The 16332-nt window shown below is 72.0% G+C and carries 10 protein-coding genes; 4 read left to right on the top strand and 6 right to left on the bottom strand.

What is annotated here, in order from left to right:
* Positions 1–3 precede the first annotated feature (3 nt).
* The 4 genes from O7631_RS09495 to mfd all read right to left on the bottom strand — a co-directional run bounded on the left by O7631_RS09495 (position 4) and on the right by mfd (position 7299).
* Positions 4–1623: a DUF885 domain-containing protein gene (locus tag O7631_RS09495; RefSeq protein WP_278143915.1), complete on the bottom strand. Its 1620-nt coding sequence runs from the start codon at positions 1621–1623 to the stop codon at positions 4–6.
* A 124-nt stretch (positions 1624–1747) separates the two neighbouring features.
* The gene (locus O7631_RS09490) at positions 1748–2752 is read right to left on the bottom strand and encodes a nucleoside triphosphate pyrophosphohydrolase (RefSeq protein WP_278143914.1); all 1005 of its coding nucleotides are present in this window, start codon (positions 2750–2752) and stop codon (positions 1748–1750) included.
* A 2-nt stretch (positions 2753–2754) separates the two neighbouring features.
* On the bottom strand, positions 2755–3507 hold the full coding sequence (locus tag O7631_RS09485) for a hypothetical protein (protein WP_278143913.1): 753 nt from the start codon (positions 3505–3507) through the stop codon (positions 2755–2757).
* 162 nt (positions 3508–3669) lie between these two features.
* Positions 3670–7299 carry a transcription-repair coupling factor gene (gene mfd, locus O7631_RS09480; RefSeq protein ID WP_278143912.1) on the bottom strand — a complete coding sequence of 1210 codons (3630 nt, stop codon included), beginning with the start codon at positions 7297–7299 and terminating at the stop codon, positions 3670–3672.
* A gap of 768 nt (positions 7300–8067) precedes the next feature.
* Here mfd and O7631_RS09475 point away from each other — a divergent pair.
* Entirely contained in the window at positions 8068–8979 is a 912-nt protein-coding gene (locus tag O7631_RS09475) for a cyclase family protein (RefSeq protein ID WP_278143911.1), read from the top strand.
* 41 nt (positions 8980–9020) lie between these two features.
* Here the strand turns inward: O7631_RS09475 and O7631_RS09470 are convergent, their stop codons facing one another.
* Positions 9021–10061, bottom strand: coding sequence for a S66 peptidase family protein (locus O7631_RS09470; RefSeq protein WP_278143910.1), 1041 nt, complete (start codon positions 10059–10061; stop codon positions 9021–9023).
* A 71-nt stretch (positions 10062–10132) separates the two neighbouring features.
* Here O7631_RS09470 and O7631_RS09465 point away from each other — a divergent pair, with 71 nt between their 5' ends.
* Positions 10133–11167, top strand: coding sequence for a hypothetical protein (locus tag O7631_RS09465; protein WP_278143909.1), 1035 nt, complete (start codon positions 10133–10135; stop codon positions 11165–11167).
* A gap of 198 nt (positions 11168–11365) precedes the next feature.
* Positions 11366–14152, top strand: a complete 2787-nt coding sequence (gene ppc / locus O7631_RS09460; protein WP_278143908.1) for a phosphoenolpyruvate carboxylase — start codon at positions 11366–11368, stop codon at positions 14150–14152.
* A 134-nt stretch (positions 14153–14286) separates the two neighbouring features.
* Here ppc and O7631_RS09455 read toward each other — a convergent pair whose 3' ends face one another.
* Complete coding sequence (locus O7631_RS09455) at positions 14287–15093, bottom strand: hypothetical protein (RefSeq protein WP_278143907.1); 807 nt, start codon at positions 15091–15093, stop codon at positions 14287–14289.
* Between the two features lie 54 nt (positions 15094–15147).
* Between O7631_RS09455 and O7631_RS09450 the strand changes: the two genes are divergently transcribed.
* Entirely contained in the window at positions 15148–16323 is a 1176-nt protein-coding gene (locus O7631_RS09450) for a DNA recombination protein RmuC (RefSeq protein WP_278143906.1), read from the top strand.
* Positions 16324–16332 lie beyond the last annotated feature (9 nt).

The following is a 16332-nucleotide window of genomic DNA, read 5'->3' as shown; positions in this document are numbered from 1 at the left end:
TTCTCAGACGCCGAGCAGGGTACGCAGGTGGCGCGGGGGCGGGCAGTCGTGGGACAGCATGGCGTCGTGCCAGTCGCGCACCGACACCCCGTCCGGGCGGGCGGCGGCGATCTCGGCGACCTCGCTGTAGCCGACGAAGTAGGTGGAGAGCTGGGTGGAGGTGAGCAACGAGCGACGCCACTTGCCGGCCGCCTCGCCGTCCTCCTGGAAGCCACGCCCGGTCATCAACGCCATCGCCTCCGCCTCGGGCAGGTCCTCGGCGTGCACCAACTGGTCGAGCAGCGCGTTGATGGTCATCCGGAGCTGCATCTTGAGCTGCTGCAACCGCACCGGCAGGCCACCGAAGCCGAGGCCCGTCATCAACTCCTCCGCGTACACCGCCCAGCCCTCGATGAACGGGCCGGACTCGGCCAGCGCACGGACCCGGGTGCCGCCGACGTAGCGGCGCGCGTGGGCGAGCTGGAGGAAGTGCCCCGGCATCGCCTCGTGCACGGTCAGGTTGCGGATCATGTGGTCGTTGTACTCGCGGTAGAACGACTCGACCCGCTGCGCCGGCCAGCCCGCCGGGGTGGGCGCGATGCAGTAGAAGGTCGGCACCGCCGCGGTCTCCAGCGGGCCGGGTGCGTCGCAGTAGGCCACCGCGACACCCCTGGCGAACTCCGGCATCTCCTGGATCACACACCTGTCGTCGACCAGGGTGACCAGGTCGTGGGCGCGGACGAAATCGGTCGCCTCGTCCAGTGTCACAGCGGCCAGCTCGACGATCGTCGCGTCGTTCGGGTGCTCGGCGGCGAGCAGGTCCAGCGCCCTGCGTACGGCGGCGTCGTCGGCCGGGCCACCGACCAGCTCGACGGCCGCCTCGCGGATCTCCGCGGTGACCCGGTCCAGGTTGGCCCAGGCACGGCGCTGGATCTCGGCGGCGCCCAACTCGGTGTCGAGGGTGTGCCACAGCCGCGCCTCCCAGCGGCGGCGGCCCAGCCGGGGGTCACGTCCGGGGCCCGCGTCGGCGGCCAGGCCGGCGCGCAGCCACGCGACGAACTCCTCGATCGCGGCGATCGCCGCGGTGGCCGCCGGCTCGACCCGGTCGAGGGCGCTCCGCGCCTGGGCGAGCAGGGCCGGCAGCTCGTCGCGGATCAAGGCGGCCGTGCCGGCGAACTGCCCGACCGCCGTCTCCGCGTGGATCCGCGGCATGTCGCGCAGCGTCGAGCGGGCGGTGGCGAGGGCGTCCGGTACGGCGGCGAGCCGACCGGCCAGTTGGGTCAGTCGCACCTCCGCCGGGGCGTACGCGCGAGTCAGCAACGGGTGCAGGAGCGATCCGGGGTTGTGCCACAGCGGGTTCCACTCGTGCGACCGGATCTCGGTCAGCTCGAACAGCTCCCGGTCCACGAAGGAGGTCAGCAGCGCGTGGTCGACCTGTTCGTCGACGTCGAGCGAATCCGGGTCCAGCTCGGACAGCGCGTTGGCCGCGTCGGAGAGCATCGCCCGGTCGGCCGCGAGCCCGTCAGGGGACAGATCAGGAAGCCGGTCGTCGAACCGGTGGTCTCCGGCGGCGGTGGCTACCCCCGGCCGCGACTCCAGCAACGCCTCGACAACCCGCTCGGCCAGCACCCCAAAGGCTTCCACCCGGCCCACCCTACCGATCACCCCCGACGACGCCGCCGGTTCCGCAGGCTCCCGTCGATGCCCCTCCCACGCCCGTCGATCATGAGGTTGTCGTCGTCCGCCCCGGGGTGTCGTGGCAACAACCTCATTGTCGAAGCGGGTCCCCGGGTGGGGGTTCGACGGCGACTTCGGCAGTGCGGAGGGCTTCGGCGTAGGCGAGGGTCGTGCGCCGCAGGGCCGCTTCCGGGTTGATGCCCGCCTCGCGGGCAGCCGCCACCGTTGCCAGGAGGCTCGCGCCCAGCCTCGCTTCGGCGTCCACCTGGGTGTCGGCCAGTGGCGGCGGAACACTCATGCCCGCCCGCGCGGCACGCGCCAGGATCTGCGTGGCCAGGGCCAGGGCGGGCTGGCTCAACGCGATGCCGTCCAGCACCGACTTCCGGGCCTTCTCCGCGCGCTTGATCCGCTCCCAGTTCTCGGTGATCTCCTCCAGCGTGCCCGCCTCGGCACCGGCGAACACGTGCGGATTGCGCCGGATCATCTTGTCGACCAGGCCACCGGCCACGTCGTCGATGCTCCACCGCTCACCCTCGGGCAACTCCTCGGCGAGCCGCGCGTGCAACACCACCTGCAGGAGAACGTCGCCCAACTCCTCCCGGAGCGCGTCGGTGTCGTCGGCGTCGATCGCGTCGTACGCCTCGTAGCTCTCCTCCAGCAGGTAACCGGCGAGGCTGCGGTGCGTCTGCGCACGCTTCCACGGGTCACCACCCGGCGAGGCCAACCGGTCCAGCACCGCCACCGCGTCGAGCAGACGGGCGCCCGGCGGGTCCCACGAGCCGTACATCAGCTCCATCTCGGCCAACCCCGGCTCCCGGGCCAGCCGCAGGCCCAACTCCCGGGCAAGGGCCTCGTCGCCGGCCGGGCCGGCCAACCAGACCGCAGTGCCGTGCTCCGCGACGGTGTCCAGCAGCCGTTGCGTCGCCGGGCCGTCCACCACGGCGACCTCGGCACCCGCCTGGCGCACCGCCGTGACCAACTCGCTCTCCGCGCCGGTCAGCACCGGATGCCGGCGTACGACGTCCCAGGCCGCCGCCGTCAGCAGACCGGCCGGTAGCCGGGGCGACGTGACCAGCAGGACGATCCGTGCCGTCATGGTCAGTTGGCCGTGCCCTCGTCGTCGGGGGTGGCGGCCTCGTCGACCGACTCCGGGGTGGTGACGTCGGTGACCATGTCGGAGCCCGGCTCACCCAGCGGCACGCTCACCGCGGGGATGTCACCGGGGAAGCTGAGCACCGGGAACTCCAGCGGGCGGTACCGGGGGCTGACCGTCACGTCGTAGCGCTCGACCGCCTCGACCAGCGACCGTCGGGTGGCCAGCGCACCACGCAACTGGTCGCCGTCGAGCTGGCTGGCGGCCTCCTGGTCGCTCGTGCCGGCCGGGATCTGGCCCGCCTCGCGGCCGACCGCGATCAGGGTCTTCATCTCCTGCTCGGTCGGCGCGACCGACTCGGACGGCACCCCGGACAGGCAGGTGTAGAGGGCGGACACCTGCTGCACGTACTCCGTGTCAGCCGTCAGCTGGAGCGCCTGGGCGACCTGGTCGGACGCCACCTGGCCACGCGGCTGGTAGTTCTTCTCGGCGGAGACCTGCTTGCACACCTCGCTCAGCACCAGCACGCTGGCCACGTCGGCCGGGCCGGTCGGCTTCGGCGCCGCCTGGCCGGGTTGACTCGCGGCGGGCGACTCCGGGTTCTTGTCGCGCAGGTCCTTCAGCACGGCGGCAACCCGCTCGTCGGTGATGCGGTGGTCACCGATGTAGGCGGCGATGCCGGGCTCGGCACGACATCCGGAGAGGGCGATGAGACCGACCGCCACGCTGGTGACGGCGACAAGACGGCGAGCACGCATGACGGTCACTCTCTCACGGCGGGGCACGCCGCTGTGACGCCCCCCACCACACGCGCTGCTCAGGCCGACGCCCCCCACTGCCACGTCCCGGGGCGCCGGCCGATGCCCGGCTCAGGCCGACGCCCCCGCCGCCACGTCCCGGGGCGCCGGCCGATGCCCGGCTCAGGCCGACGCCCCCGCCGCCACTGCGGGGGCACCGAGCACATCGGAGAGCAACTGCGCGCACCACTGCAACAGCGCCTGGTCGCGCAACGGCTCGCCGCCGATCCGGCGGGTGGTCGGTCGGGGCACGCTGACCTGGTCGGTGGCCTGCTTGTAAACGGCATCCGGGTGGTAGCGCTTGAGCCGCAACTGCTTCGAATCAGGCAGCGGCAGCGGACCGAACCGGACGTGCTTGCCCTGCATGGACACGTCGGTCAGGCCGTAGCGGCGGGCCAGCAGGCGGAACCGGGCCACCTCCACCAGGTTCTGCACCGGTGCCGGTGGCTCGCCGTACCGGTCGGTCATCTCGGCGATCACCTCGCCCAGCCGCTCCTCGTCGCGCGCCTCGGCGAGCTTGCGGTACATCTCCAGGCGCAGCCGCTCCACGCTGACGTAGTCGTGCGGCAGGTGCGCGTCGACCGGCAGATCGATCTTGACATCGACATCGTCCTCCGGACGTTCGCCCTTGAACGCGGAGACCGCCTCGCCGACCATCCGCACGTACAGGTCGAAGCCGACACCCTCGATGTGCCCGGACTGCTCACCGCCGAGCAGGTTGCCGGCGCCCCGGATCTCCAGGTCCTTCATCGCCACGTACATGCCGGCACCCAGCTCGGTGTGCTGCGCGATCGTCGCCAGCCGCTCGTGGGCGTGCTCGGTGAGCGGCTTCTCCGGCGGGTACAGGAAGTAGGCGTACGCCCGCTCCCGGCCCCGGCCGACCCGGCCCCGGATCTGGTGCAGCTGGGCCAGACCGAGCAGGTCGGCCCGCTCCACGATCAGCGTGTTGGCGTTCGGGATGTCGATGCCCGACTCGACGATCGTGGTGCAGACCAGGACGTCGAACTCCTTCTCCCAGAAGCCGACCATCACCTTCTCCAGGGCTTCCTCGCTCATCTGGCCGTGCGCCACAGCGACCCGCGCCTCGGGCACCAGCTCCCGCAGCCGCCGCGCCGCCCGGTCGATCGACTCGACCCGGTTGTGCAGGTAGAAGACCTGCCCGTCGCGCAGCAACTCGCGGTGGATGGACGCCGCCACCTGCCGGTCGTCCTGCGCGCCGACGAAGGTGAGCACCGGGTGCCGCTCCTCCGGCGGGGTGGCGATCGTGGACATCTCCCGGATGCCGGTGATCGCCATCTCCAGGGTGCGCGGGATCGGGGTGGCCGACATGCTCAGCACGTCGACGGACGCGCGCAGCGTCTTCAGGTGCTCCTTGTGCTCGACACCGAAGCGCTGCTCCTCGTCGACGATCACCAGCCCCAACTGCTTGAAGCGGGTCGCCGTCTGCAACAGCCGATGCGTACCGATGACGATGTCGACGGTGCCGTCGCCGACCATCTCCAGCGTCCGCTCGGTCTCCTTCGCCGTCTGGAACCGGGACAGCTGCCGGATCTGCACCGGGAACTGGCTCATCCGCTCGGCGAACGTGTTGTAGTGCTGCTGCACCAGCAGCGTGGTCGGCACCAGCACCGCCACCTGCTTACCGTCCTGCACGGCCTTGAACGCCGCCCGTACCGCGATCTCGGTCTTGCCGTAGCCGACGTCACCACAGATCAGCCGGTCCATCGGGACGGTCTGCTCCATGTCGCGCTTGACCTCGTCGATCGCGGCGAGCTGGTCCGGCGTCTCCTGCCAGGGGAAGGCATCCTCCAACTCGCGCTGCCACGGGGTGTCCGGACCGAACGAGTGGCCCTTGGACGCCTTACGCGCCGCGTACAGCTGGATGAGCTGCGCGGCGATCTCCCGGACCGCCTTGCGGGCTCGAGCCTTGGACTTCTGCCAGTCCGAGCCACCCATCTTGTGCAGCGTCGGCTGCTCGCCGCCCACGTAACGGGAGAGCTGGTCGAGCTGGTCGGTCGGCACGAAGAGGCGGTCGCCGGGCTGCCCACGCTTGCTGGCCGCGTACTCGATCACCAGGTATTCGCGGCTGGCGCCGTTGACGGTGCGCTGCACCAGCTCGACGTAGCGGCCGATGCCGTGCTGCTCGTGCACCACATGGTCGCCGGCCTTCAGCTCCAGCGGGTCGATGGTGTTGCGCCGCCGGCTCGGCATCTTGCGCATGTCCCGGGTCGACGTGCCCCGACCACCTGTCACGTCGTTGCCGGTCAACAGCACGAAACGGGACGCCTCGTCGACGAAACCACTGCCCAACGCGCCGCAGGTGACCACCAGTTCGCCGGGGACCGGCGCGGTCGGCACCTCCTCGGTCAACCGGGCGCCCAGCCCGGCGTCGCGCAGCACCTCCACCGCCCGTTGGGCGGGGCCGTGCCCCTCGAAGACCAGCGCGATCGACCAGCCCTCACCGGCCCAGCGCTTCAGATCGTCGACCACCCGGCTGGTCTCGCCGTGGTACAGCGGGGCCGGCTGAGCGCCGAGGGTCACCGCGATGGCGTCGTCCGGGGTGACGGCGGCCTCCTCGGGCGCGTCCTCCCACGGTTGCCGCGTCTCGGCGGTCTCCCCCTCGACCAATCCGAACGGGGACAGCGTCCACCACGGCTGGCCGAGCTTGCCGGCGGCCGCGCGTACCTCGCCGAGGGTGCGGAAGGCGGCAGCGCCGACGTCCACCGGCGCCTGGCCGCCGACCGCGGCGGCGGCCCAGCTGGCCTGGAGAAACTCCTCAGAGGTACGCACCAGGTCGTGCGCCCTCGTGCGGATCCGCTCCGGATCGCACAGCAGCACGTGGGTGCCGGACGGCATGGCGTCCAGCAGCAACTCCAGCGAGTCGGGGCCGACCAGCACCGGCGCCAGCGACTCCATCCCCTCCACCGGGATGCCCTCGGCCAGCTTGTCGAGGATCTCGGCCAGCTCGGGGTGCTGCTCGGCGAGCGCGGCGGCTCGCTCACGGACCGCTGGGGTGAGCAGCAGCTCCCGGCAGGGCGGCGCCCACAGCAGCGGAACCTGCTCGATGGTCCGCTGGTCGGCCACGGCGAAGGTGCGGATCTCCTCCACCTCGTCGCCCCAGAACTCGACCCGCGACGGGTGCTCGTCGGTGGGCGGGAAGACGTCCAGGATCCCGCCGCGCACGGCGAACTCGCCCCGCTTGGTGACCAGGTCGACCCGCGCGTACGCCATGTCGATCAGCCGGCGGGCGACCTCTTCGAGGTCCGCCTCCGCACCGGCGGCGAGCTGCACCGGCTCCAGATCGCCGAGCCCCTTGAGCTGCGGCTGGAGCAACGAACGGACCGGGGCCACGACCACTCGCAGCGGCCCCGTGCCGCCGTGCGCGTCGGTGGCCTCCGGGTGCGCCAACCGGCGCAGCACGGCCAGCCGTCGACCCACAGTGTCCGAGCGTGGGGACAGCCGCTCGTGCGGCAGCGTTTCCCAGGAGGGAAAGACGACCACCTGATCAGCGGGCAGCAACCCGCCCAGGGCGGCGACCAGGTCGTCGGCCTCCCGGGTGGTGGCGGTCACCGCCAGCACGGGCCGCCCGGCGCCCTCGTTGTCAGCGGCGACCGCCGCGACGGCGAACGGACGCAGCGCCGCCGGGGCGGTGATGTCGAGGCCGTCGACCTGGGCGGCACCGGAGCGCGCCAGGTCACGCGCCCGGGCCAGCCCGGGGTCGGCCAGGGCGGCGGTGAACAGACCGGTGAGCAAGGGAATCCTTCCAGGGGAGTCGACGCACACGACGGTGGCCCCGCGTCCAGCCGGACGGGGGGTGCACGACAGCAAGCCTATCTCCGTCGACCGACAGACACCCGCTTCCGCGCAGGTCCCCGCGCCCCGCGCCCCGCGCCCCGCGCCCCGCGCCCCGCGCCCCGCGCCCCGCGCCCCGCGCCCCGCGCCCCGCGCCCCGCGCCCCGCGCCCCGCGCCCCGCGCCCCGCGCCCCGCGCCCCGCGCCCCGCGCCCCGCGCCCAAGATCCTCACAACATCGGCGATATTGCTGCCTCCCACGCGCGCGAAACACCAACATCCCCGATGTTGCGCGGATCTTGACCTTCCCAGGGGACCGGGGCGAGGTTTGGGGCGACCTACCGCCGCCAAGGTCACGCTCGAACAAGGATGTAGGGGCCTCACCGACCCGCCGACACCACTACATCCTTGATTTTGCGCGATCTTGGAGAGTGGAGACCTCCGGCACAGACGGCGCCGATCCCACACACGTTGTTCGCCGCACGATCCGCACAACATCAGGGAAAGTGGTGGGTCACGGCGCCCCGAGGCAGCCTGTTCCCTGATGTTGCGCGGATCTTCACCGCGCGGGCGCCGCGCGAGCACCGCGCCGGCACCGCGCCGGCACCGCGCCGGCACCGCGCCGGCACCGCGCGAGCACCGCGCCGGCACCGCGCGGGAGCGGCCACCCGGTCTGCCGTGGGCGTCCTGCGGATCTTGACCGTCACCGGCCGACGTGGTCGGGTTTGTGGATGGGTGAGCAGTGGCGGGCGCAGTTCGACGCGGAGGTGAGTTTCGCCAACGGCGGCGGGCTGCGTACCGAGGGGTTTCGGCTGGACATTCCGGGTCAGGACATCAGCGATGAGGACCTGGCGGCGTTGTTCGTCCGCCACCTCGGGCTGCTGATGGTCGCCGAGGTGCAAATCAGCGCGAAGACGATCATCGAGGAGCCGCACAAGGGCGGCCGGGGCGTGGCCGCCGAGCCCCGTGCTGGCCGTCGGCTCGTCGAGTTGAGCCATGTGATCAGGGACGGCATGTCCACGCTGCCCGACTGGCCGGCACCCCGGATCACCGACTGGCTGACCCGCGAGGCGTCCCGGGAGCGGTACGCCCCGGGCGTGGAGTTCCACGTCTCCCGAATCGACATGATCGCCAACACCGGTACGTATCTCGACGCGCCGGCACACCGCTGGGCGGACGGGCCGGACCTGAGCGGCGTCCCGCTGGACCGCCTCGCCGACCTGCCCGGCGTGGTGGTCCGGGTGCCGGCCGGCGTCCGGGTGGTGGACCGGCTGATGCTCGCCCCGTACGAGGTGAGTGGTCGGGCGGTGCTGCTGCACACCGGGTGGGATGTGCACTTCGGCACCGAGCAGTACGCCGCGCCGGAGGCGCCGTACCTGACGGGGGACGCCGCTCAGGCGTTGGTTGACGCGGGTGCGGCACTGGTCGGCATCGACTCGATCAACATCGACGACATGAGCCCGGCGGCTGGAGGTCTACGTCCCGCGCACAGCGCTCTGCTCGCCGCCGACATCCCGATCGTGGAACACCTGACCGGCCTGGACGCGCTGCCGCCGACCGGCTTCCGGTTCACCGCGGCCCCACCGATGGTGGCCGGTATGGGCACCTTCCCGGTCCGCGCCTTCGCAGTCGTCAATCCCTGACGCGGTACGCCTGGAGCCCGCGCGTCAGTAGCGCACCGAGATCAGTAGCGCACCGAGATTCTGCGTGCGACGGCGTCCACCTGGATCTCCCCGCCGTACGGGATGATCAACTGTGGGTCGGTGTGACCAAGGTCGACGTCGAAGACCACCACCGCCTCCGGGTTGTACGGCGTGAGCGCCCGCATGATCGCTTCCCGCTGGGCCTCGCCCCACGCTTGCCGTTCCGGCGCGGACAGCGGCTTGTCGAAGTCCCACGCCTTGGGGCGCCCGACGACGACGGCTCCGAAGGCGGCGAGCAGGCCCCGCTCCCCCATGTTCCGCACGATCCGGAACACCTCCTGCGCACTCGGCATCTCCTGGGAGGTCTCGAAGAGCAGCACGGAGCCGGCCAGTTCGTCGGCGGTCGGTACCCGGTCGGCAGCCATCAGCCAGTGCAGGATCTCCAGGCAGCCGCCCCAGGTGCGCCCCCGCACCACCCGCTGCGGCCCCTGCCAGCGCCAGCCCTCGCCGGGCAGCATCTCCGGCTCGTACGCCAGCGTCTCGGGCTCGGTCCACGGGTTGGGCCGGTCACCCCAGGTGGGAGCGGGCGTCAACTCGTACCAGTCGGTGGTGAACAGCGCGGCGCGTAGCGAGTCGAACGTCAACGGGTGCGGCGCGCCCGGCCGGCCGAGGTGCACCAGCACCGACCCACCGTGGTAGGCGACGATGCCCAGCCGGTACAGGTGGTTGAGCACGTTCGTGTTGTCCGAGTACCCGAAGTAGGGCTTGGGGTTGGCCCGGAGCACGTCGTCGTCGAGGTGCGGGGTGACCGTGATCAGGTCGTCGCCGCCGACAGTGGCGAGCACCGCGGTGATGCTCGGGTCGGCGAACGCGGCGGTCAGGTCGCGGGCCCGGTCGCGCGGGTCCGCGCCCATGATCCGCGTGGTCGGGTACTCCACCGGCTCCAGGCCGAACTCCTCGCGTAGCCGGCGCAGCCCCAACTCGTACACGTGGGGGAAGAGGCCCGGCAGCCCGGCGGAGGGTGAGACGACAGCGACCCGGTCGCCCGGCTGCGGTTTGGGTGGATAGATCGGCGTCCCCATGATCGAAGGCTAACCGTCCGGCCAACCGGTTTCCGTCCTGCCGCTCGCGGATCGGACATTAGGCTCTCGATGTGGATGAAGCACCGCAAAGACGCGACCGTGACTGGGCGCCGCGCAGCATCGGGCTGCTCATCGGCACGCTCGCGCTGGCCACCGCGTTCATCGCGGCCTACGTCGGTGCACTGCACCAGCCCACACCGCGCGACCTGCCGACCGGCGTCGTCACCAGCGACCAACGCGCGCGGGCCACGCTCGACGCCGTCCGCGACCAGACCACCATCCTCAAACCCATCGAGTACGACGACACGGCCGCCGCCGAGCACGGCCTGCTCAGCCGTGCCGTGTACGCGGTGCTCAGCACCGGCCCGGACAACGGCCTGCTCCTCACTGTCGCGAGCGCCTCCGGGCCCTCCGCCACCAGTGCGATCAAGGAGGTCCTCAGCACCGCCGCCACCCGCTCCGGCACCCCGTTGCAGATCGTCGACCGAGTGCCGGTCACTCCGGACGACCCGCGCGGCGTGGTGCCGTTCTACCTCAACGTCGGGTACGTGCTCGGTGGTTACCTCGCCTCGACAGTGCTCGGGATCTCCGCCGGCACGACCCCACGGTCGGCGCGGCGGGCGGGACTACGCATCGCCGCCCTGGCGGTCTACAGCGTGCTGCTCGGCATCGCGGGCGCGGTCGTGGTCGGGCCGGTCCTGAACATCTGGCAGCACGACGTGCCGACGATCGCCGCCATCGGCGCGCTGGCCGTCTTCGCCGCCGCGATGTTCGCCAGCGCCATCCAGGGGTGGCTCGGTGTCGCCGGCACCGCGCTGGTCATCCTGCTGCTGGTGGTGCTCGGCAACCCCGGGTCCGGCGGCATCTACGCGCCGGAGTTCCTGCCCGGGGTGCTGCGTGGCATGCATCGGTGGAACATCCCCGGGCTCGCCAACGACCTCACGAAGGCCGCTGTCTACTTCGACTGGCGGTCCGCCGGCTGGCCCGCGATCGCTCTCGCGCTCTGGGCGGTGGCCGGCATCGTCGGGTTGGTCACCGCGAGCCTCGTACGCGGTCGCCGGACCACCGCCGCCACCTCCGAACGGCAGGCTCCGACCCCTCAATGAGCGGCTGGACCGCCGCCGCCACCCCGGAACGGCACGCTCCGGCCCCTCAATGAGCGACCACGGTGGCTGAGATCACGCCGGAAACGCCGACCCGGAGCCAGTGGATCACCCGGGGGCCCTCCGCACATCCGGTGCACGCGGATACCATCCAGTAAGTCGGACAGCGCTGTCCTTCGTCACCACGTAAGGGAGCGCATCGTGACCGATCAGCACGACCACGACGGCCCGGACGCCGCACTGCGGGCCGACATCCGTCGACTCGGCACCCTGCTCGGGCAGACGCTGGCCCGCCAGGAGGGTCGTCCGCTGCTCGACCTCGTCGAGGAGATCCGCGCCCAGGTCCGCACCGACGCCCCGGCGGCCGCACAGCGCCTCGGCGGGCTCGACGTGACCACCGGCACCAAGCTGGCCCGCGCCTTCTCCACCTACTTCCACCTGGCCAACATCACCGAGCAGGTGCACCGTGCGCGGGACCTGCGCCGACGCCGCGCGGTGCAGGGCGGGTGGTTGGACCAGGCCGCCAAGATGATCGCCGAGCGTGGGGTTCCGGCCGACGAGATCGCCGACGCGGCACGCCGGTTGGCGGTCCGTCCGGTCTTCACCGCGCACCCGACCGAGGCGGCCCGCCGCTCGATCCTGTCCAAGCTTCGGGCGATCGCCGACGAGTTGGACACCGAGACGGCCAACGCGATCCTCTACGGCGCCAGCGACGAGGGCCCCGCCAACCGCCGACTGGCCGAGTTGCTGGACCTGATGTGGCAGACCGACGAGCTGCGGCTCGACCGGCCGGACCCGACCGACGAGGCGCGCAACGCCATCTACTACCTGCGCGACCTGTACGCCGAGGCCGCCCCTCAGGTGCTCGACGACCTGGCCGACACGCTGCGTACCCTCGGCGTGGAGACCTCGCCGACGGCCCGGCCGCTGAGCTTCGGCACCTGGATCGGCGGCGACCGCGACGGTAACCCGTTCGTCACCCCGTCGGTCACCCGCGAGGTGCTGACCATCCAGCACGAGCACGGCATCGCCGCGACCGAGAAGGCGATGGACCACCTCATCAACGAGGTCTCGGTTTCCCGCCGGCTGCGCGGGGTGTCCCTGGACCTGTCCGCCAGCCTCGCCGCCGACCTGGACGCGCTGCCCGAGGTGGCGACACGGTTCCGTCGGGTCAACGCGGAGGAGCCGTACCGGCTCAAGGCGCGCTGCGTGAAGGCGAAGCTCGCCAACACCCGGCAACGGCTACGCCAGGGCACCGCGCACGTCCCCGGCCGGGACTACCGCGGCTCCGCCGAGCTGATCGCCGACCTCGACCTGCTGCGCGCCTCGCTGGCCCGCAACTCCGGGCAGCTCACCGCCGTCGGCCGGCTGGCCTCCACCATCCGTACGGTCTCCGCGTTCGGTCTGCACCTGGCCACCATGGATGTCCGGGAGCACGCCGAGGCGCACCACGCGGTGCTCGCCCAGCTCTACGAGGCGGTCGGCGAGGTCTCCGACTACCCGGCGCTGACCCGGCTGGAGCGCACCAAGCTGCTCGCCGACGAGCTGACCGGCCGCCGGCCGCTGTCCACCGTCGACACGTCGCTGACGGAGCCGGCCCGCAAAACGTTCGACGTGTTCGGGACGATCCGGGAGGCACAGGACCGGTTCGGCGGCGAGGTGATCGAGTCGTACATCATCTCGATGACCCTGGGTGTCGACGACGTCCTGGCCGCCGTGGTGCTGGCCCGCGAGGCCGGCCTGGTGGACGTGCACAGCGGGCGGGCCCGGGTCGGGTTCGTGCCGCTGCTGGAGACCCCGGCCGAGTTGAACGCCGGCGGTGAGCTCCTCGACGAGCTGCTGTCGTTGCCCGCGTACCGGGCGCTGGTGACGGCCCGGGGCGACGTGCAGGAGGTGATGCTGGGCTACTCCGACTCGAACAAGGAGGCCGGGATCACCACCAGCCAGTGGTCGATCCACCGGGCCCAGCGGGCGCTGCGTGACGTGGCCGCCCGGCACGGGGTGCACCTGCGGCTGTTCCACGGCCGGGGCGGCACGGTCGGGCGCGGCGGCGGGCCGACGCACGAGGCGATCCTGGCCCAGCCGTACGGCACGATGGACGGCGCGATCAAGGTGACCGAGCAGGGCGAGGTGATCTCCGACAAGTACACCCTGCCGTCCCTGGCCCGGGAGAACCTGGAACTCACCCTCGCCGCGGTGCTCCAGGCGACCCTGCTGCACACCGCGCCCCGGCAGCCCGCCGAGATGTTGGAACGCTGGGACGCGACGATGGACGTGGTCTCCGAGTCCGCGTTCCGCTCCTACCGGTCCCTCGTCGAGGAGCCGGACCTGCCCGCGTACTTCTGGGCGTCGACCCCCACCGAGTTGCTCGGCGCGTTGAACATCGGGTCCCGGCCGGCGAAGCGCCCGAACACCGGCGCTGGCCTGTCCGGTCTGCGGGCGATCCCGTGGGTGTTCGGCTGGACGCAGACCCGACAGATCGTGCCGGGTTGGTTCGGTGTCGGCTCCGGGCTGGCCGCCGCGCGCGAGGCCGGTCTGGCCGACGTGCTGGCGGAGATGCACCGCAACTGGCACTTCTTCCGCACGTTCCTGTCGAACGTCGAGATGATGGTGACCAAGACCGACCTGAACATCGCCCGTCGGTACGTGGAGACGCTGGTTCCGAAGAAGCTGCACCCGATCTTCGAGCAGATCGAGCAGGAGTACGAGCTGACCAAGCGGGAGTTGCTGGCGGTCACCGCCTCACCCGCCCTGCTGGACAACTCGCCGGTCCTCCAGCGCACCCTTGCCGTCCGCGACACCTACCTGGAGCCGTTGCACCACCTCCAGGTGGCGCTGCTGCGGCAGTACCGGGAGTCCGGTGCCGCCGGACGGGCGGTGGCCACCGCGCCGGGCGGTCGGCGAGCACCGAGCGACGGCACCGCCCTGGAGCGTGCGCTGCTCACCACGGTCAACGGCATCGCCGCCGGAATGCGCAACACCGGCTGACCCCCCGCCCGGCCAGGCCGGGCCCGGCCGTGCCCCGACCGGGCCGGTCGATCATGGAGTTGTGGTGCCCCACAAACGCCGCCTACAGGGGCGAATCGGCCACCACAACTCCATGATCGACGGGCTGGGCGGGGTCAGAAATCGCCGCCACCGAAATCGCCACCGCCGAAATCGCCGCCACCGAAATCGCCGCCGAAGTCACCACCGGCGTAGTCGCCGCCACCGAAGTCACCGCCCTGGTCGCCGCCACCGAAGTCACCGCCCTGGTCGCCGCCCTGGTCGAAGCCGTCGCCGAAGCCCTCCTGGTAGCCGGCGTCGTAGCCGTAACCGGGGTCGGCGAAGGCCGGCGAGAACAGCGCGTCGGCGATCAGGATGCCGCCGAGCACGCCGGCGCCGGCGCCCAGCGCCGTCTTCCACCACGGCGTCGAATACCACCCGGCCGGCACCGGCCGGCCCTGATAACGCCCGCCGGGGTAGTAGTAGGGCGTTTCCCGGCCGGGTTGCGGGCCGGCCCGGAAGGTCTGCCCCTGCACGTCGACCTCGCGCTCCTTGGTCAGCTGGCCCACGCCGCGGGCGGCGGCCAACGCCGGAACCTCGGGGCCCGGGTCGATGCCCAACGCGGTACGCGCCGCCCGGATGTAGGCCAGTCCCTCCAGCGCGGTCTCGCGAGCCAGCCCGAACTGGTGCGGCGTACGCGCCTGCTCCAACTGTGAGCCGGCCGCGTTGTACCGCTCACCGGCGTCGGCCAGTGCCTGGCGTACGGCCGGGTCGTCACCGTGCAGGTTGATCAACTGACCGCCGAGGCGCTCGTACCACCGTTGCGCGTCGGCGCGGGCGTCTCCGAGCGCGGTGCGTCGACGAGCGTTGGCCCTCGTGCTGGCGAGCACGCCGGCACCCACCACGCCGATGAAGATGACCGCGAGGCACAGGACAGCTTCCATGCACTCGAACGTACCCCCGGGTGTCACGTCGTATCCGTCTGGCAAGCTCCGGTGATGGACGTCTCCACCCTGCTCCTGGTGATCGTGTGCCTCGGTGCCGGCGGGGCGGTGGGCTGGCTCGCGGCGCGTTCCCGGTCGGCGGCCGACATCGCGCGCCTCGACGCCACCCTGGCCGCCACCCGTGAGGGCGAGGGCCGGCTGGAGCAGTCCATGCGGGCGCTCAGCTACGAGGCCACCGCGCAGTCCCAGGAGGCGGTGGCCCGGGCCGTCGCCCCGTTGCACGACACCCTGCGCCGCTACGAGCAGCGGGTGGCCGAGCTGGAGCACGACCGGGTCGACGCGTACGCCGAGCTGCGCGAGCAGGTCCGCTCGATGAGCACCGTCTCCGGTGAGTTGCGCACCGAGACCAAGCAGTTGGTGGCGGCGCTGCGGGCACCGCAGGTCCGGGGCCGTTGGGGTGAGCACCAGCTGCGCCGGATCGTCGAGGCGGCCGGGATGCTGGAGCACTGCGACTTCGCCGAGCAGGTCACCGCCGCCACCGACCAGCAGGTCGTCCGACCGGACCTGGTGGTCCGGCTGCACGGCGGCCGATCCGTGGTGGTGGACGCCAAGGCGCCGTTCGACGCGTACCTGACGGCCATGGAGTCGCGCGACGAGCGCGGCCGGGACACCCACCTCGACGCGCACGCCCGGCACCTGCGGGGGCACGTCGACGCCCTGGCCGCGAAGTCGTACTGGTCGGCGTTCGACAGCTCACCCGAGTTCGTGGTGCTGTTCGTCCCCGCCGACCCGTTCCTCGACGTCGCGCTCCAGCGTGACCCGACGCTGCTGGAGCACGCCTTCACCCGCAACGTGGTGCTGGCGACGCCGGCCACGCTCGTCGCCCTGCTCCGCACCGTGGCCTATTCGTGGCGGCAGGAGGCGCTGGCCCGCAACGCCGTCGCGGTGCACACTCTCGCCCGCGAGCTGTACGGGCGGCTCTCCACCCTGGGCGACCACGTGGGCAAACTCGGGTCGTCGCTGGCCGGTGCCGTGACCGCGTACAACCGGGCGGTGGGTTCGTTGGAGGCGCGGGTGCTGGTCAGCGCCCGCAAGCTCGCCGAGTTGGGCGTCTCGGACGATGAGTTGGCGACGCCCGCGCAGGTCGAGTTGGCGCCCCGGCAGCCGCAGGCGCCCGAGCTGGTGGACCCGGCCGACGACGAGGTCCCGACCAGCCGGCAAACCATGTGACAGTGCGTA

The organism is Micromonospora sp. WMMD967 (assembly GCF_029626165.1).
Classification (GTDB): domain Bacteria; phylum Actinomycetota; class Actinomycetes; order Mycobacteriales; family Micromonosporaceae; genus Micromonospora; species Micromonospora taraxaci.
Note: the sequence above shows the minus strand (reverse complement) of the source record. Positions and strands in the feature narration are given on the sequence as shown.

Excerpts from the sequence above, each read along its gene's own strand:
- O7631_RS09490 (WP_278143914.1), bottom strand. The coding sequence starts at position 2,752 with ATGACGGCACGGATCGTCCTGCTGGTCACGTCGCCCCGGCTACCGGCC.
- O7631_RS09485 (WP_278143913.1), bottom strand. The coding sequence starts at position 3,507 with ATGCGTGCTCGCCGTCTTGTCGCCGTCACCAGCGTGGCGGTCGGTCTC.
- O7631_RS09475 (WP_278143911.1), top strand. The coding sequence starts at position 8,068 with ATGGGTGAGCAGTGGCGGGCGCAGTTCGACGCGGAGGTGAGTTTCGCC.
- O7631_RS09470 (WP_278143910.1), bottom strand. The coding sequence starts at position 10,061 with ATGGGGACGCCGATCTATCCACCCAAACCGCAGCCGGGCGACCGGGTC.
- O7631_RS09455 (WP_278143907.1), bottom strand. The coding sequence starts at position 15,093 with ATGGAAGCTGTCCTGTGCCTCGCGGTCATCTTCATCGGCGTGGTGGGT.
- O7631_RS09450 (WP_278143906.1), top strand. The coding sequence starts at position 15,148 with ATGGACGTCTCCACCCTGCTCCTGGTGATCGTGTGCCTCGGTGCCGGC.